This is a genomic window from Cupriavidus sp. FW216-B1, assembly GCF_058789195.1.
Genome location: NZ_JBYTEL010000001.1, coordinates 847,684 through 864,470, shown reverse-complemented (window position 1 = coordinate 864,470; position 16,787 = coordinate 847,684). Strand labels below are relative to the sequence as shown.

Here is a 16,787-nt window from a genome sequence, read left to right as displayed (position 1 = left end):
CCATCCCCGCGGGGGCAGCCGCCGCGCGGCGCTCAGCAGCGCCGCCGCTCCATCTGGTTGCGCAGGAAGAAGTAGCGTCCCCGGTAATGCTCCACCTCGGGCAGGCGCGCGCTGCGGCGCGCCGCGTAGTCGGCCTCGAGATCGCGCATCTGGCGCGCCAGCGTGGCGCACTGGTCGAGCCCGGCGGTGCGCGCCTGCTCGTTCTGCTCGCGCGCCAGGCGCATCTGGTAGGCGCGCTCCTCGGCCGCCCGTTTCTTCAGGAACTGCTGGTTGGCCGCCTCGGTGGCCGGTTCCGGGCTGATGCGCGAGAGATTGCCGCCCACCTCGGCGGCCCGCCATCCCGGCGGGCAGGCGGTATCCGTGTAGAGGGTCTTGCCGCCGTCGACGCATTTGCCGGCGTGGGCAACGCCGATGCTCAGGCTCAGGGCGAGCAGGACAAGCCGGTGCCGCATGGGGTCTCCTGTGGGCGCCCCAGCACGGGCGCATCCGGTTGCCGCGGATGGCCGCACGCGCTGGCGCTGTCGCGCGCATCGGTCGCTGCGCGGATTGGTCGCTTTGTCTGTGTTGTCCGCGTGTGGCCTGCCCGGCATTCTTATGCCGCGCATGCGGCTTGTCCAGCCCCGTTGGGCGGCCGCGACACGTTGCACGGGTGCCGAGCCAGGGGGCCGCCCGGGCGCTCACGTCTCGCCGCCGTCCACCGTGCCGATCAGGTCGGCCGCCACCGAGCGGCGCGCGTCCGCCGCGCGGAAATAGCGCACCAGCGTCGCCACGCTGGTATGGCCGGTCATGGCCATCGTTTCCGCCAGCGGCACCTGCCGCGCCGCCGCCTCCGTGACGAAGCCGGAGCGCAGCGAGTGCGCCGAGAAATCGCCTTCCAGCCCCGCCAGCTCGCAGCGCTGCCGGACGATCTTGCGCACCGCCGCGGGCGACAGCGCCTCGCCCACGTGCCCGCCGCGGCGCACGCGCCGGAAGATCGCCCCCTCGCTCAGCCCGGCCGCCCGCAGCCAGGCCTCCAGCGCCACGCCGGCCGCGCCGATCACCGGCTTGGCGTTGTCCGGCAGGTCGGCGCCCGACTGGTTGGTCTTGGACCAGCCCAGCTCATAGACGAATTCACCGGGCCCGAGCCGCGTCAGGCTGGCCAGCGTGGCGCCGGCCACCTCCGAGCGCCGCCGGCCGCCGCTGGACCACGCGAACAGCAGCAGCGCGCGGTCGCGCAGGCCGATCAGCGAATCGTCGCAGGTGGCCAGCAGCCGCGCCAGCGGCTCGCGCGTCAGCGCCGCCTTGCGCGCCGGCCGCTCGCCGCGCCGGGCATAGGCGCGGCGCGTGCGGGACAGCAGTTCGCGCACCGCCGGGTCGGCGCAGGGGTTGGCATGGCCCTCCAGGTGATGCGCCTTGGCGATGACCGCCAGCCGGTGCGCGAGCGTGGCTAGCGCGGGCGGGCCGGCCCGGGCCTTGAGCCCGCCGGCGACCAGCGCCGCGTCGATGGCCGGCGGCAGCTCGCATACCGGGCCCTGCGGCGTGCTGCGCGTGGCGTGGTCTACCAGGAACTGGAGGACGACCGCCGGCTGGAGGGGAAGGGCGACCGGCTGGCCGTAGCGCAGGGCGAACCAGCCCGCCCAATAGCGGAGTGCGGAACGATAGCTGGCCACCGTGTTGGCGGATTCGCCTTCGCGGTACAGCGCTTCAGCGGCCTGGCGGCCAAGCGGATCGAGTTCGGACGGACGAAGCGGCGCGGGGAAGTCGACATCGGAAAGGGCGGAAGAAGGATCGGACCGGCCCGCCACGCCTTGCGGCGCGGCATCGGCGGCATTCTTCGCTGCGTTTTCCGGGCTCCGGCCAAGGCTAGGGGGCGTTTTACGGGAAATCATATTAAATATGATGTAAGCTGTATCAAATTATACATCAAGGCAGGATAAGGTGCGATAACTATTCCTTATCGAGCCTTATTTGCTTGCTTGCCACCAACACCGCCAGGACGATTGCCCCGATCATGCAAAACGCCGACTTCCCCGCCGCCGCCCGCGCCCGCGCCATCACCCGCGAAGACGTATGGCAGGCCGCCGACGCCTTGCTGCTGGCTGGGCAGCGCCCGACCATCGAGCGCATCCGCCTCCATCTGGGGCGGGGCTCGCCCAATACCGTCAGCCCGCATCTCGACGCCTGGTTCGCCGGCCTCGGCGCGCGCCTGCAGGACCCCCAGGCGTTTGCGGCCCCGGCCAGCCTGCCCGATCCGGTGAACCAGGCGGCCCGCTATCTGTGGGAAGCCGCGCAGGCCGAAGCCCGCGCCGCCGCGGCAGCCGGCTTCGCCGACCGCGAGGCCGCCTTGCAGGCCGCGGAGCAGGCACTGGAAACGGAGCGGGGCGCCCTTGCGCAGGAGCGCGCGGTGCTGGAAGCCCGCCTGCAAGCCGCCGACAGCGCGCTGGCCGAACTAGCCCGCGCCCGCGACGAAGCCGGCGAGCGCGCCGCTCGCGCCGAATCGCAATTGCGGGCCCGCGAGGCCGACAACCAGGCATTGCGCGACCGGCTGGCGCAAGCCCAGCAGGAGAAAGACACCCAGCGAACCGAAGCCGCCAGCCAGCGCGCCGCCTGGGACAAGGAGCGCGAAACGATGGCCGAACGGGCCAGCGCGAACGAGCGCCGCATGGCGCTGGAACTCGATGCCGCGCGCGTGGCGGCGAAAGAAGGGCAGCGACTGCTGGAGGGCGAACGCCGCGCGGCGCAACAGAAACTGGCCGAAGCCGCGGACGCCGCCGCGCGTCAGGCCGGCGAGGCGACGCGGCTCGGCAATCTGGTGGCGGTGCTGGAAGAACGGCTCAGGCAGCAGGAGGGGATGCTGGCGGAATACCGGCAGTTGCTGGAGAGCCGTGGCGGTGCTGTGCCGGAGACCCAGCGCGCGGTGCGGCCGGGTGTGGCAAGGAGTCGTCAGTTACGGGCGGCTAGGGCGCCACGAGTAAAAATCTGAAAGGATGGGTATTCAGGTGAAACATCGAAATCAGAATATAAGCCACTGATTTTGATGAGGAAAATAAAAGAAACACGTCGCCGGTTTTCTCCCCTCTCCCGCTTGCGGGAGAGGGGCCGGGGGAGAGGGCCAGCGCCACCACGAAGTGCCGGCCTTCGCCATCTGCCAGCGCCCGCTCTCCCCCAACCTTCATGGGAGAGGAGAGATAACAAGCGGCAATTCACCGCCGTCGGCTAGGTGAATCGCACGGGCGCAGACGTCAGCCAGCCGCCAGTTTCAATCCAGATGCTTATAAAAAAACGTCGTCCCGCAAAACGCCCCGTCCGGCATCAGGGCATATTTCGGCACGGTGCCCACCGCTTCCCATCCCGCCCTTTGATATAGTCGCTCGGCGTCGCCGCCGGTAACGGTATCGAGCACCAGCACGGTCTTGCCTTCCGCGCGCGCCACCGCGTCGACGGCCGCCATCAGCCGCTGCGCAATCCCGCGGCGGCGTGCCCGGCGGTGGACCAGCATTTTGGCAACGTCGGCCCGATGCGGCTGGTTGTCGGGCTGGGCAAGGATCAGTTGCACGGTGCCGAGGATGCCGCCGTCGTGGTCTTCGGCGACCAGCAGGGCGCGTTCCTCGCGCGAAACGCCCTCGGCCACGCCGCGCCAGAATGCCTCGGCCTTGTCGCGCGGCAGCGGCAGCATGAAGCTGACCGAGGCGCCGCCTTCGACGCAATCGACCAGCACGTCGGCCAGGGCCGGCACGTTGGCTGCCGCTTCGTCGGCGCCCAGCCGGCGCACGCGCACATCGTCAGTCATCTGTTTCTCCGTGGCGGTGAAACCTCAAGTCATTTCTAGAAATGACCTGCAACCTGCTGATTAAAATGAAATTTATTGCGAATCAACTCTTCCGCAGCAAATGCTTCTGGATCTTGCCGCTGGTGGTCTTGGGCAGCGCGTCGAGCAGGTAGTAGCGGCGCGGACGCTTGTAGGCGGCCAGCCGGTCGCCGTGCACGAGGAAGGCATCGAGCACTTCGGCGCCGATCTCGGCGCCGGGCTTGGCGACCACGTAGGCGGTGACGATGTGGCCCCAGGTTTCGTCCGGCTCGCCGATCACGGCGGCTTCGAGCACGCCGGGGTGTTCGATCAGCGCATCCTCGACTTCGCGCGGGTATACGTTCTCGGCGCCCGAATTGATCATGTAGTCGATGCGGTCGCGTACCCAGAGATAGCCGTCTCCGTCCAGGCTGCCGAGGTCGCCGGTGTGGTACCAGCCGTAGGCGAGGGCGCGCTCGTTGGCGTCCGGGCGGTTGAGGTAGCCGGCCATCATGCACGGCCCGCGCACCAGGATCTCGCCGACTTCGCCAGGCGCGCACGGCTGGGACGGGTCGGTGGGGGCGCCGTCGTCGCTCAGGGCGGCCACCACGAGGTCGTGGTTGAGCGAGGGCAGGCCGGCCGAGCCGGCGTGGCTGAGCTGCTCGTGCGGATACAGCACCGACATGCATGGCCCCATCTCGGTGGTGCCGTAGACCTGGACTAGGCCGGCGCCGATGGTGCGGTCCCATTCGCGGATCAGGTGCGGCGCCATCGACGCGCCGCCGTACTCGACCAGCCGCAGCGAGGACACGTCGCGCGTGCTGACGTCGGGATGGTGCAGCATCATGGTGATCATGGTCGGCGCGGCGAAAAAGTGCGTGACCTTTTCCTGCTCGACCAGCGCCCATGCCTCGCCGGCGTCGAAGCGGCGCAGCAGCACCTGCGTGGCGCCCAGGTGCAGGCGCGGCAGGAAGCTGGTGTGCAGCTCGGCGGTGTGGTTGAGCGGCGCGATCGACAGGCCCACGTCCTCGCGCGACAGCGTCATGACCTGATGCATCATCGCGTTGTGCGCCAGCTTGCTGCGGTGGGTGTGCAGCACGCCCTTGGGCCGGCCGGTGGTGCCGCTGGTGTACATCAGGATGCAGGGATCGTTCTCGTCCACCGCGATGCCGGGCGCGTGGTCCGGCTGCGCGGCGGTCAGCGTGTCCAGCCGGTGGGTGGCGAAAGCCGGCGCGGGGCCGGGATCGGCATAGATCCAGTGCGTGGTGCCGGGCACCAGCTCGGCCGCCTTTTGCACCACGGACGCGCCTTCTTCCTCGAACAGCAGCGCGCGGGCCTTGCCGTCTTCGAGAATGAACGCCAGCTCCTGCGCCGCCAGCCGGTAGTTGACCGGGTTGAAGATCGCGCCCACGCGCGCCACCGCCAGCATGCTGAAGACGAAGGCCGGGGTGTTGTAGAGGAAGGCCGCCACCACGTCGCCGTGGCCGATGCCGATCGACCGCAGCGCGTGGGCATGGCGGTTGACCTCGGCTTCCATCTCGGCATAGGTCCAGGCGCGGCGCTCGGCGCCCATGCCGGCGACCAGCGCGGTCTTGCGCGGCAGGTAGCGCGCGGGCCAGGAAAGGGTGTCGCTCAGCGTAAGGACGTGACTCAAGGCAATGCTCCGACGGCGAGAAAAGGGAAAAAAGTGGGAAACCGGGCGGCATGGCGCCGGCCGGTCAAAACCCTCGAATATAAGCGGCAGGCCGCTTTTTGGGAAATAACCAATCGCATTGTGCATATGCGCGGCGGCCGGGGTTGCCGCCCGCCAGCGTTGATATGGCGCATATGGCATGCCGTGCGGGCAAGCCGCGCGCAACCACTTGGCGCAAGACCGCCGGCTGGCCCGGGACGCACAATCGTAGCGACCGCCGGCCCGCCCGGCCGCCCGCCAAGACCGTCCACCAAGACCGCCCATGAAAGACACCTGCCAGGACCTGCTGGCCGAATACCGCGAGCTCGACGCGCTTGCCGCGTCCCTGAACGCCGCCCAGTGGCGCCAGCCCGGCGCCTTCTACGGCTGGAGCGCGTGGGACGAGATCGCCCACCTGTGCTACTTCGACCAGACCGCGCTGCAGTCCGCCACCGAGCCCGAAGCTTTCCTGCGCGGCGCGCAGGCGCTGGGCGCGCTGATGGCGGCCGGCGGCCATATCAGCGCGGTGGCGCGCGAACAATACGGCCACCTCGACGGCCCCGCGCTGCTGGCGTACTGGCGGCCTGTCCACGAACGGCTGGCGGGTACGCTGGCGGCGCTGGACCCCAAGGCCCGGCTGCCCTGGTACGGTCCGCCGATGAGCGCGCGCAGCTTTGCCACGGCGCGCCTGATGGAAACCTGGGCGCACGGACAGGATGTATGGGATACCGTCGGCCGCATACGCCAGCCCACGGCGCGGCTGCGCCATATCGCCCATATCGGCGCCACCACCTATGGCTGGACCTTCGTCAACCGCGGCGAGGCGGTGCCGGGGCCGGCGCCCCATGTCGCGCTGACCGCGCCGGACGGCCAGACGTGGACCTGGAATGACCCGCAGCCGGACAACTTCGTGCGCGGCAGCGCCGAGGATTTCTGCCTGCTGGTGACGCAGCGCCGCCACCTCGACGACACCGCGCTCGCATACAGCGCGGGCCCCGCGCAGATGTGGCTGGCGCAGGCGCAGTGCTTCGCCGGCCCGCCCGCCACCGGCCCGGCGGCCGGCACGCGCGTGGTGCGCGCGGCGCGGGCCGGGTGAACGGCCCCGCCCTGGCGCTGGCCGCGCAGGCGGGGGCGCCGCTGGCCATCGCGCAGGCAGCCGGCATCGACGCCGCCCTGCGCGCGTGCAGCGCGGACCCCGGCGAGACCTGCCTGTCCGAGCACGCCTTCGCCAACCTCTATCTGTTCCGGCAGGCGCACGACTACCGTTTCGTCGCCGGCAGCCATCCGCGCGTCACCGGCCTGACCTACGACGGCGCGCGCCACGTGCTGCCGCTGTTCGCGCTCGACACCGCGCCGCGCGCGCTCCTGCAGGCGCTGCTGCGCGGGCACGACTGCTTCTACCCGCTCTCCGCCGCGCAGGTGGCGCGGCTCGATCCCGCCGTGTTCAACTGGAGCGCGGTGCGCGCCGATGCCGACTATCTCTATCCAGCCGCCAACTTCGCGGCCTACCGCGGCACTACGCTGTCCAGGAAGCGCAACCTGATGAAGCAGCTGCTGGCCGCGCATGCCGTCACCGCGCGGCCTTATCACGCCGGGCTGGCGCGGCAGGCCATGACTGTCCATGCGCAGTGGATGGCGGCCAAGCGCAAGGCGCAAGGGGAGGCCGACGACGCGCCGTGCGCCGAGGCATTGCGCGAGGCGGAGCGGCTCGGCCTGGAAGGCTTTCTCTACGAAGCAGGCGGCCAGCCGGTCGGTTTCGTGCTCGCGCAGGAGATCCGCCCGGCCGTGTTCGCCATGCGCTTCGCCAAGGGACTGGATGCGTACAAGGGCATCTACCAGTACATGTTCCACCACTTCTGCACCGCCTTTGCGCGGCCGGTGGCGTGGCTGAACTTCGAGCAGGACCTCGGGCTGGACAACTTCCGCCAGACCAAGCAGTCGTATGCGCCCAGCGCGCTGCTGTCCAAGTACCGGGTCACGCTGCGCACGGACTGACTCGCGCGCACGCTCCAGCCGCTGCCGCCACAGCCACAGCCGCAGCCGCAGCCCGCGCAGCAACAGCCAGTTCTCGCAAGACCCGCGCCAGGGCCGCCCCTACCATGCTTTCAAGCCGGCGCGCACCCGCGGCGGATCGTCAAGCACATTGCTCATGGCCCATATCGAATCCAGAATTTCACCGACCAGCGAAGCCGCCCAGGCCAACCGCGCCGGCATGCTGGCGCTGCTCGACCGCATCCGCGCGTTCGAGCAGCGCGCCGCCGACACCTCCGCCGCGTCGCGCGAGCGCTTCGAGAAGCGCGGCCAGCTGCTGCCGCGCGAGCGGCTGGCGCTGCTGCTGGACCCGGGCGCGCCGTTCATCGAGCTGTGCTCGCTGGCCGGCCTCGGGCTGGACAACCCGGACCTCGACAAGAGCGTGCCCGGCGGCGGGCTGATCGCGGGCATCGGCGTGGTGTCGGGCATCCGCTGCATGATCAGCGCGTCGGACTCGGGCATCAACGCCGGCGCGTTGCAGCCCAAGGGGCTGGACAAGCAGTTGCGCGTGCAGGAGATCGCGCTGGAGAACAAGCTGCCCTACGTGCAACTGGTGGAAAGCGCCGGCGCCAACCTGATGACCTACAAGGTGGAGGACTTCATCCGCGGCGGCAACCTGTTCCGCAATCTCGCGCGGCTGTCCGCCGCGGGGCTGCCGGTGGTCACGGTGACGCACGGCTCGTCCACGGCCGGCGGCGCGTACCAGACCGGTTTGTCCGACTACATCATCATGGTGCGCGGCCGCTCCCGCGCGTTCCTGGCCGGCCCGCCGCTGCTGATGGCCGCCACCGGCGAGGTGGCCACCGAGGAAGAACTCGGCGGCGCGGTGATGCACACCAGCGTCTCCGGCCTGGGCGACTACCTCGCCGAGGACGACCGCGACGCGCTGCGCATCGCCCGCGAGATCCTCGGCAAGATCGACTGGCCGCGCGAGCAACCGGCGCCGCGCGCGTTCAAGCCGCCGCGCTACGACGCCGAGGAACTGCTCGCCATCATGCCGATGGACCACAAGCGGCCGGTGGACATGAAGGAGGTCATCGCCCGCATCGCCGACGATTCGGACTTCCTGGAATTCGGCGAGAACTATGGCGGCGCCACCGTCTGCGGCCATGTGCGCATCGAAGGCTGGCCGCTCGGCATCATCACCAACAACGGCCCGATCGATCCGGCCGGCGCCACCAAGGCCACGCACTTCATCCAGGCCTGCTGCCAGTCGCGCACGCCCATCCTGTACCTGAACAACACCACCGGCTTCATGGTGGGCCGCAGCTACGAGGAAGGCGGCATCATCAAGCACGGCTCCAAGATGATCCAGGCCGTGAGCAACGCCACCGTGCCGCAGATCACCATCTACTGCGGCGCGTCGTTCGGCGCCGGCAACTACGGCATGTGCGGGCGCGGCTTCCATCCGCGCTTCTGCTTCTCGTGGCCCAACGCCAAGACCGCCGTGATGGGCGGCGAGCAGGCCGCGCGCACGATGGCCATCGTCTCCGAGGCGGCCATGAAGCGCAAGGGCGGGGAGGTGGATGCGGCGCAGCTCGAAGCGTTGCAGAAAGGCATCGTCGAACGCTTCGACCGCCAGATGAGCGTGTTCGTCACCAGTGCCCACGTGCTGGACGACGGCGTGATCGACCCGCGCCACACGCGCGCCGTGCTGGCCGGCGTGCTGGCCGTCTGCCGCGAGGGCGACGCGCGCGCGCCGCAGGCCATGCAGTTCGGCGTGGCCCGGCCCTGAACCGCGCAGCCGTCGCACCGTCACCGCACATCCACCGCGCACATCCACCGCGCACATCCACCGCACGCCATCCATCCGATACCAGATACCGCATACCAGGAACCGGAACATGCAACTCACCCCCGAACACGAGGCGCTGCGCGCCACCATCAAGCGCTTCATCGCCGAGCAGGTCAACCCGCACGTGGATGCCTGGGAAGAGGCCGAGATCTTCCCCGCGCACGAGGTCTTCCGCAAGATGGGCGCGCTCGGGCTGCTGGGCCTGTCCAAGCCGGAAGCCGACGGCGGCGCCGGGCTCGACTATTCCTACAGCGCCGTGCTGGCCGAGACGCTGGCCGACGTCAACTGCGGCGGCGTGCCGATGGCCATCGGCGTGCAGACCGACATGGCCACGCCCGCGCTGGCCCACCACGGCAGCGACGAAGTCCGGCGCGAGTTCCTGGCGCCGGCCATCAGCGGCGAGTACGTGGCCTGCCTGGGCGTGTCCGAGGTCGGCAGCGGCTCGGACGTGGCCTCGATCAAGACCACCGCCCGCCGCGACGGCGGCGACTACGTCATCAACGGCGGCAAGATGTGGACCACCAACGGCACCCAGGCCGATTTCTGCTGCGTGCTGGCCAACACCTCCGAAGGCGCGCCCCATCGCAACAAGACCCTGATCGTGGTGCCGATGAACACGCGCGGCGTGTCGGTTGCCAAGAAGATCCGCAAGATCGGCATGGACTCGTCGGACACCGCGCAGCTGTATTTCGACGACGTGCGCGTGCCGCAGCGCTGGCGCATCGGCGAGGAAGGCATGGGCTTCACCTACCAGATGGAGCAGTTCCAGGTGGAGCGGCTGTGGGGCGCGCTGAACACCTGCGGCGTGTGCCAGAAGGCCATCAACCTGACCATCGACTACACGCGCGAGCGCAAGGCGTTCGGCCACTCGATCCTGGACAACCAGTGGGTCCACTACACGCTGGCCGAGCTGCAGACCGAGGTGGAAGCGCTGCACGCGCTGTGCTGGCGCGCCGTGGAGACGATGGTGCGCGGCGAGGATGCCACGCGCCTGGCCACGATGGCCAAGCTCAAGGCCGGGCGGCTGGTGCGCGAGGTATCTGACCGCAGCCTGCAGTTCTGGGGCGGCATGGGCTACGTGATGGAAAGCCCGGTCTCGCGGATCTTCCGCGACGGGCGGCTGACTTCCATCGGCGGCGGCGCGGACGAGGTGATGCTGCAGATCCTGTGCAAGTTCATGGGCACGTTCCCGCAGGGCAGGTAAGCGCGGCGCGCACGCCGGCCACGCGCCCGCCGGGCGCGGCGCCGGATCGAGAGAACACCATCCACACCGGGGCACCATGAAGTCCACGCCATTCCACAAGATCCTGATCGCCAACCGCGGCGAGATCGCGCTGCGCGTGATGCGCAGCGCCGCCGCGCTCGGCTACCGCACGGTGGCGGTCTATTCCAGCGCCGACGCCGGCGCCCGCCACGTGGCCGAAGCCGGGCAGGCGGTGCACATCGGCGAGGCCGCGCCGGCGCAGTCCTACCTGCGCATCGACGCCATCCTCGACGCCGCGCGCCGCACCGGCGCCGACGCCATCCACCCCGGCTACGGCTTCCTGGCCGAGAACGCCGCGTTCGCGCGCGCGTGCCGCGAGGCCGGGCTGGTGTTCATCGGCCCGTCGCCCGAATCCATCCTGGCGATGGGCAACAAGGCCGGCGCCAAGCGCCTGATGATGGCGGCGGACGTGCCGTGCATTCCCGGCTACCAGGGCGAGGACCAGAGCGACGCGCGGCTGGCGGCGGAGGCCGCGCGCATCGGCTTCCCGGTCATGATCAAGGCCACCGCCGGCGGCGGCGGACGCGGCATGCGGCTGGTGCCGGACGCGCGCGCGTTCGCCGAACTGCTGCGCAGCGCGCGCTCCGAGGCGCTGGGCGCCTTCGGCGACCCCGAGGTGATCCTCGAACGCGCCGTGGTGGAGCCGCGCCACATCGAGATCCAGGTCCTGGCCGACCGCCACGGCAACGCCATCCACCTGGGCGAGCGCGACTGCTCGGTGCAGCGCCGCCACCAGAAGCTGATCGAGGAAGCGCCGTCGCCGGCGGTGAGCGCCGAGCTGCGCGCGCGCATGGGCGCCACCGCCGTGGCCGCAGTCAAGGCCATCGGTTACGAAGGCGCGGGCACGCTGGAATTCCTGCTCGACCGCGACGGCAACTATTACTTCATGGAGATGAACACGCGGCTGCAGGTGGAGCATCCCGTGACCGAGGCCATCACCGGGCTGGACCTGGTGGCGCTGCAACTGCGCATCGCCGCCGGCGAGCCGCTGCCGCTGGCGCAGGAAGACGTGCGTCTTGCCGGCCACGCCATCGAGGTGCGCCTGTGCGCGGAGGACGCGCAGCAGGGCTTCATGCCGCAGAGCGGCACCTTGGCGCTGTGGCAGGCGCCGTCCGCGCTGCGCACGGAGCACGCGCTGTGCAGCGGCGCGGCCATCCCGCCGTACTACGACTCGATGATCGCCAAGGTGGTCAGCCACGGCGCCGACCGCGACGAAGCGCGCCGCCGGCTGGCGCGCGGGCTGGAAGACCTGGTGGCGCTCGGCGTGACCACCAACCAGGCCTTCCTGGGCCGCTGCCTCGCGCATCCCGCGTTCGTGGCGGGCGAGGCCACCACCGCCTTCATCGGCCAGCACCAGGACGCGCTGCTGCGCGAAGACCCGGCGCGCCGCGCGCGCACCGCGGCGCTGGCGGCGCTGCTGCTGTACGAGACCGCGCCGGGCCGCGTGGCGGGTGCCCCGGCCGCCAGCCTGGCGCCGGCGCTGCCGATCGGCCTGCGCTACCGCGTCGGCGGGGCGGAGCATCAGGCGCGGCTGGCGTTCATGGGCGCCAGCCGCTTCGAGGTCACGCTGGGCGAGGCCCGCCACGCCTTCGAAACCATCGCGCTGGGCGAGCATTCGGTGCGCTTCGCCTGCGACGGCGTGACCGAGACCGCCATCTTCCACCGCGACGGCGACACGCTGCTGCTGCAATACGGCGGCGAGCCGGTGCGGGTGCGGGACCACACCCGCGCCGCCGCCGAGCGCGCCGATGCCGGCGCCGGCGACGGCAAGCTGCGCGCCTCCATGAACGGCCGCGTGGTCAACGTGATGGTGGCCGCCGGCGACCGCGTGGAAGCCGGCCAGCCGATGGTCACGCTGGAGGCCATGAAGATGGAGCACATCCACGTGGCTCCGGCCGCCGGCCGCGTGGGCGCGGTGCACGTGCAGGTCGGCGACCAGGCCGCCGCCATGCGCGTGATCGCCGAGATCGAATTCGAAGCGCGCGCCGCCTGAGCGCCGCCATCCCGGGAGACCACCCATGAGCGAAGCCGACACCCCGGCCGTCCTCCACGACAGGCGCGGCGCCGCGTTCTGGATCACCATCAATCGGCCCGACAAGCGCAACGCGCTCAACCAGGACGTGATCGCCGGCATCCGCGCCGGCTACCGCGCCGCGCACGCAGACCCGTCCGTGCGCGCCATCGTGCTGACCGGCGCCGGCGACAAGGCCTTCTGCGCCGGCGCCGACCTCCAGCCCGGCAAGGGCTTCGCGTTCGACCTGTCCCGGCCCAACCTGGACTACGCCGACATGCTGCGCGAGTCGCAGCAGGCCACGCTGCCGACCATCGCCCGCGTCAACGGCACCTGCATGGCCGGCGGCATGGGCCTGCTGTGCATGACCGACATGGCCGTGGCCGCGGACACCGCGCTGTTCGGCCTGCCCGAGGTCAAGGTCGGCGTGTTCCCCATGCAGGTGCTGAGCCTGCTGCAGGCGCTGGCGCCGCCGCGGCTGGTGCGCGAATGGTGCATCGGCGGCGAGCCGTTCACCGCTGCCGAGGCCCGGGCCGCCGGCCTGCTCAACTACCTCGCCGCACCCGGCGAGCTCGATGCGCGCACCGACTGGCTCGTGGCCCGCGTGGCCGACAAATCGCCCACCGCCATCCGGCGCGGCAAATATGCCATGCAGGCGATGGCCTCGATGAGCTTCGGCGAGGGCATTGCCTACACGGAAAGCCAGATCGCGCTGCTGGCCATGACCGAGGACGCGCGCGAAGGGCTGGCCGCCTTCAACGAGAAGCGCAAGCCGGTGTGGACCGGCAAGTGACGGCATGGCGGCATAGCGATCTGGCGACATGGCGGTATGGCAGCGTGACGACATGACCATGCCGGCGGCGACCGGCAGCTTGCGAGACAGGGGACATCGCGTATGGGAGACACCATGACCGCCTCATCATCCTCACCAGACGGCGACAGCGCCGGCATGCTGGCCCTCGGCATGGCCGACTGGCTGTGCCGCCGCGCCGCGCGCGGCCCGCAGCGCCCGGCGCTGACCAGCGGCGGGCAGACCTGGAGCTACGGCGAGCTTGTCGCCCGCGCCGGCCGCATGGCCGCCGTGCTCGCCGCCGGCGGCGTGCGGCCCGGCCAGCGCGTGGGCTATCTCGGCCTGAACGACCCGCTGTTCCTGGTCACGCAGTTCGCGTGCGGCTGGCTCGGCGCCATCTTCGTGCCGCTCAATTTCCGCCTGACCGGGCCCGAGCTGGCCTTCATCCTCAACGACGCCGGCGTGCATACCCTGTTCGCCGACGACGGCTACACCGCCGTGATCGACGAAGTGCGCGGCCGGCTGGAGTGCCGGCGCTACCTGGCCCGCGCCGCCGCGCCCGGCTGGGAAGGGCTGGACGCGCTGCTGGCCGATGCCGGCGGCGGCAACGCACACGGCATCGCACACGGCAATGCGCACCACAACGCCGCGCCGCCGCTGGCCGCCACCCGCCCCGACGACGTGGCCGCCATCATGTACACCTCCGGCACCACCGGCAACCCCAAGGGCGCCATGCTCACGCACGGCAACTTCTGGATCAACAACCTCAACGTCACCATGATGAGCGACATCGCCAGCACCGATGTCGGGCTCAACTTCGCGCCGCTGTTCCACGTCGGCGGCATGTGCTGCATCACGCTGCCGATCCTGATGGCCGGCGGCCACCTCGTCCTGCAGCGCAGCTTCGACCCTGCCGCCGTGATGCGCGACATCGCCACCTACCGCGTGACGCTCAGCTTCGCCGTGCCCGCCATGCTGCTGTTCATCAGCCAGCATCCGGACTTCGCGCGCGCCGACCTCTCCAGCGTGCGCGGCATCTCCGTGGGCGGCGCGCCCATGCCCGAGCCGCTGCTGCGCCTGTTCTCCGCGCGCGGCATCCCCGTCAACCAGGGCTACGGCCTGACCGAGACCGCCGCCGCCACCACCTTCCTCGCGCCCGAGCGCGGCGCGGACAAGCTCGGCTCGTGCGGCACGCCGGCCATGCTCACCGAAGTCTGCATCCGCGCGTTCAACGGCGCTCCCGTTGCCACCGCGCGGGAGCGCGGCGAGATCTGCGTGCGCGGCGGCAACGTCATGAAAGGCTACTGGAACCGCCCCGACGCCACCGCCGGCGCGTTCTACCCCGGCGGCTGGTTCCGCACCGGCGACGTCGGCTACACCGACGAGGAGGGCTTCTACTTCATCTGCGACCGCCTCAAGGACATGGTCATCACCGGCGGCGAGAATGTTTACCCGGCCGAGGTGGAAAGCGTGCTGTACGACCACCCGGCCATCGCCGAAGTCGCCGTGATCGGCGCGCCCGATGCGCAATGGGGCGAGCACGTGGTGGCCGTGGTGGCGCTCAAGCCCGGCGCCAGCCTGACGCTGGAAGCATTGCAGGCGTTCGCCGAGCCGCGGCTGGCGCGCTACAAGCTGCCGCGCGAACTGCGGATGGTGGCGGCGCTGCCGCGCAATCCGACGGGCAAGGTGCTGAAGATCCGGCTGCGGGAGCAGGGCGGGCAGGCCGGCTAGCCGCCGTGAGGCTCGCGGCTCGTTGATTTGCCGCGCCGGTCAGACGATATCCGGGTAAATACCGAAGCGCGTTTCCCCGGCCAGAACCGCCCCATTTCCGGGATTTTCCGCGGCAGATGGCGTCTTTATCGCTTCGTGTGCACCAATGCAGATCCGGTTGCCGGCTTTTCCTAACCAAGCTGGCGCATTGTGAAAGTCCGTCATAAGCCGTTCATCTTTTGTCCGTAGCGGGTCCCGGCCGCACCACGTAGATTCTGGTGCAACTCGTGGTCCGAGATACAGAAAAAAAGGATGGATTGACATGACTGCCCCCATTGCGATGCCGCCCGAGATTGCAAGAAAGATCGCCTGGCGGCTGGCGCCGCTGATGATCCTGATGTACATGGCGAACCAGCTCGACCGTGCCAACATCGGCTACGCCGCGCTGACCATGAACCATGAGCTTGGCATGACGGCGGCCCAGTTCGGCCTCGCGGCAAGCCTGTTCTTTCTCGGTTATGTCCTGTTCGAGGTGCCCAGCAACCTGTGCATGTACCGCTTCGGCGCGCGCCTGTGGATGACGCGGATCATGCTGACCTGGGGCGTGGCGTCGTCGCTGACCAGCCTCGTGCCCAATGCCCAGTGGCTTTACGTGGCGCGCTTCTGCCTGGGCGTGTTCGAGGCCGGGCTGTTCCCCGGCATGGTCTATTACCTGACGCTCTGGCTGCCCACGCGCGACCGCGTCTGGATGATGTCCCTGTTCGTGACCGCGATCCCGCTGACCGGCGTGCTGGGCGCCCCGGTTTCCACCTGGCTGATGGAGAACGTGACGGTGTTCGGGCTGTCGGGCTGGCGCGCCATGATCTTCCTCGAAGGCCTGCCGTCCGTGGTCCTCGGCATCGTGGTGTATTTCTACCTGCCGGACAGCCCGGCCAAGGCACGCTGGTTCTCCGCGTCCGAGCAATCGACCATCGCCGCGGTGCTGGCGCAGGAACAGGCCTCGGCAAGCACGCGGGCCGGCCACGGCCTGGCCGCCGTCATCGCCAACGGGCGGGTCTGGGCGCTGGGCGTGGTGTACTTCGGCATCAACGCCGGCATCGTGTCCCTGCTGTACTTCCTGCCGCAGGTGGTCGCCTCGTTCGAGAAGACGCTCGGCGTCAAGTACACGATTCCCCAGATCGGCATGATCACCGCCATCCCCTTCGCGTTCGCGGTGGCCAGCATGCTGGTGTGGGGCCGCATCGTGAAACGGCACCGCATCACCAGCCTGCACATCGCCGGGCCGCTGCTGGTGTGCGCCGCCGCGCTGACGGTCGCCATGTGGATGCGCTCGCCCTACGGCACCATCGCCGCCTTCGCGGTGGGAACGGCGGCTTGCTTCTGTACAATGACGACCTTCTGGCAACTGCCCAGCCGCTTCCTGGCCGAGCGCGCCGCCGCGGCGGGTATCGCGCTCATCACCAGCCTGGGAGTCTGCGCCGGTTTCGTGCTGCCCTATTTCATCGGCTGGTCCAAGGACGTCTCGGGCCACTTCGCCATCGCGTTCTATGGCGTCTCCGCCCTGATGCTGGTGTCGGCCTGCGTGGTCGTGGCGCTGGAGAGCAGCCGGGCGCCGGGGGCGGCGGCAAGGCCACAAGCGGTAAGCTGACCACAAGCGGTAAGCTGACCTTGTCGGCAGCCTAAGGGTGCGGTCCGGCGGACCGCGCCCTTTTTGCCTTTGATCTGCCCGTACCGGACAAGCTGAAGGA

The 16,787-nt window shown here is 70.1% G+C and carries 14 protein-coding genes; 9 read left to right on the top strand and 5 right to left on the bottom strand.

The features are described 5' to 3' along the window. Positions 1-32: 32 nt before the first annotated feature. Positions 33-452, bottom strand: a complete 420-nt coding sequence (locus AC3WXD_RS03700) for a hypothetical protein (protein ID WP_492323059.1) — start codon at positions 450-452, stop codon at positions 33-35. Between the two features lie 225 nt (positions 453-677). Next, positions 678-1,784 carry a site-specific integrase gene (locus tag AC3WXD_RS03695; protein WP_492323058.1) on the bottom strand — a complete coding sequence of 369 codons (1,107 nt, stop codon included), beginning with the start codon at positions 1,782-1,784 and terminating at the stop codon, positions 678-680. A 167-nt stretch (positions 1,785-1,951) separates the two neighbouring features. Between AC3WXD_RS03695 and AC3WXD_RS03690 the strand changes: the two genes are divergently transcribed. After that, positions 1,952-2,962, top strand: a complete 1,011-nt coding sequence (locus tag AC3WXD_RS03690) for a DNA-binding protein (protein ID WP_492323057.1) — start codon at positions 1,952-1,954, stop codon at positions 2,960-2,962. 276 nt (positions 2,963-3,238) lie between these two features. Here the strand turns inward: AC3WXD_RS03690 and AC3WXD_RS03685 are convergent, their stop codons facing one another. Together AC3WXD_RS03685 and AC3WXD_RS03680 are read right to left on the bottom strand one after the other, a co-directional pair. Continuing rightward, a complete protein-coding gene (locus AC3WXD_RS03685; protein ID WP_492323056.1) occupies positions 3,239-3,769 on the bottom strand; it encodes a GNAT family N-acetyltransferase in 531 nt (176 codons plus the stop codon). An 82-nt stretch (positions 3,770-3,851) separates the two neighbouring features. Continuing rightward, positions 3,852-5,420 (bottom strand): fatty acid--CoA ligase, encoded by a 1,569-nt coding sequence (locus tag AC3WXD_RS03680; RefSeq protein ID WP_492323055.1) that lies wholly within the window; start codon positions 5,418-5,420, stop codon positions 3,852-3,854. Between the two features lie 301 nt (positions 5,421-5,721). Here AC3WXD_RS03680 and AC3WXD_RS03675 point away from each other — a divergent pair, with 301 nt between their 5' ends. The 7 genes from AC3WXD_RS03675 (at position 5,722) to AC3WXD_RS03645 (ending at position 15,060) form a co-directional block, all read left to right on the top strand. Then, complete coding sequence (locus tag AC3WXD_RS03675) at positions 5,722-6,534, top strand: TIGR03084 family metal-binding protein (protein WP_492323054.1); 813 nt, start codon at positions 5,722-5,724, stop codon at positions 6,532-6,534. After that, positions 6,531-7,433 (top strand): phosphatidylglycerol lysyltransferase domain-containing protein, encoded by a 903-nt coding sequence (locus tag AC3WXD_RS03670; RefSeq protein WP_492323053.1) that lies wholly within the window; start codon positions 6,531-6,533, stop codon positions 7,431-7,433. The genes AC3WXD_RS03675 and AC3WXD_RS03670 overlap by 4 nt, the downstream gene beginning before the upstream one ends. A gap of 154 nt (positions 7,434-7,587) precedes the next feature. After that, positions 7,588-9,204 (top strand): acyl-CoA carboxylase subunit beta, encoded by a 1,617-nt coding sequence (locus AC3WXD_RS03665; RefSeq protein ID WP_492323052.1) that lies wholly within the window; start codon positions 7,588-7,590, stop codon positions 9,202-9,204. A gap of 109 nt (positions 9,205-9,313) precedes the next feature. Next, a complete protein-coding gene (locus tag AC3WXD_RS03660; RefSeq protein ID WP_059411648.1) occupies positions 9,314-10,468 on the top strand; it encodes an acyl-CoA dehydrogenase family protein in 1,155 nt (384 codons plus the stop codon). 76 nt (positions 10,469-10,544) lie between these two features. Further along, a complete protein-coding gene (locus AC3WXD_RS03655; RefSeq protein WP_492323051.1) occupies positions 10,545-12,521 on the top strand; it encodes an acetyl-CoA carboxylase biotin carboxylase subunit in 1,977 nt (658 codons plus the stop codon). A 25-nt stretch (positions 12,522-12,546) separates the two neighbouring features. Then, on the top strand, positions 12,547-13,332 hold the full coding sequence (locus AC3WXD_RS03650) for an enoyl-CoA hydratase/isomerase family protein (protein ID WP_059411650.1): 786 nt from the start codon (positions 12,547-12,549) through the stop codon (positions 13,330-13,332). A gap of 114 nt (positions 13,333-13,446) precedes the next feature. Further along, on the top strand, positions 13,447-15,060 hold the full coding sequence (locus AC3WXD_RS03645; RefSeq protein ID WP_492323050.1) for an acyl-CoA synthetase: 1,614 nt from the start codon (positions 13,447-13,449) through the stop codon (positions 15,058-15,060). A gap of 39 nt (positions 15,061-15,099) precedes the next feature. Here the strand turns inward: AC3WXD_RS03645 and AC3WXD_RS03640 are convergent, their stop codons facing one another. Next, on the bottom strand, positions 15,100-15,264 hold the full coding sequence (locus AC3WXD_RS03640; protein WP_492323049.1) for a hypothetical protein: 165 nt from the start codon (positions 15,262-15,264) through the stop codon (positions 15,100-15,102). A gap of 97 nt (positions 15,265-15,361) precedes the next feature. Between AC3WXD_RS03640 and AC3WXD_RS03635 the strand changes: the two genes are divergently transcribed. Further along, on the top strand, positions 15,362-16,687 hold the full coding sequence (locus tag AC3WXD_RS03635; RefSeq protein WP_454733290.1) for an MFS transporter: 1,326 nt from the start codon (positions 15,362-15,364) through the stop codon (positions 16,685-16,687). The last annotated feature ends 100 nt before the right edge of the window (positions 16,688-16,787 follow it).

Bases quoted from the DNA above. Each gene is read 5' to 3' on its own strand.
- AC3WXD_RS03660 (WP_059411648.1), top strand. From the start codon at position 9,314: ATGCAACTCACCCCCGAACACGAGGCGCTGCGCGCCACCATCAAGCGC.
- AC3WXD_RS03700 (WP_492323059.1), bottom strand. From the start codon at position 452: ATGCGGCACCGGCTTGTCCTGCTCGCCCTGAGCCTGAGCATCGGCGTT.
- AC3WXD_RS03650 (WP_059411650.1), top strand. From the start codon at position 12,547: ATGAGCGAAGCCGACACCCCGGCCGTCCTCCACGACAGGCGCGGCGCC.
- AC3WXD_RS03640 (WP_492323049.1), bottom strand. From the start codon at position 15,264: ATGACGGACTTTCACAATGCGCCAGCTTGGTTAGGAAAAGCCGGCAAC.
- AC3WXD_RS03665 (WP_492323052.1), top strand. From the start codon at position 7,588: ATGGCCCATATCGAATCCAGAATTTCACCGACCAGCGAAGCCGCCCAG.
- AC3WXD_RS03635 (WP_454733290.1), top strand. From the start codon at position 15,362: ATGACTGCCCCCATTGCGATGCCGCCCGAGATTGCAAGAAAGATCGCC.
- AC3WXD_RS03685 (WP_492323056.1), bottom strand. From the start codon at position 3,769: ATGACTGACGATGTGCGCGTGCGCCGGCTGGGCGCCGACGAAGCGGCA.
- AC3WXD_RS03645 (WP_492323050.1), top strand. From the start codon at position 13,447: ATGACCGCCTCATCATCCTCACCAGACGGCGACAGCGCCGGCATGCTG.
- AC3WXD_RS03675 (WP_492323054.1), top strand. From the start codon at position 5,722: ATGAAAGACACCTGCCAGGACCTGCTGGCCGAATACCGCGAGCTCGAC.
- AC3WXD_RS03655 (WP_492323051.1), top strand. From the start codon at position 10,545: ATGAAGTCCACGCCATTCCACAAGATCCTGATCGCCAACCGCGGCGAG.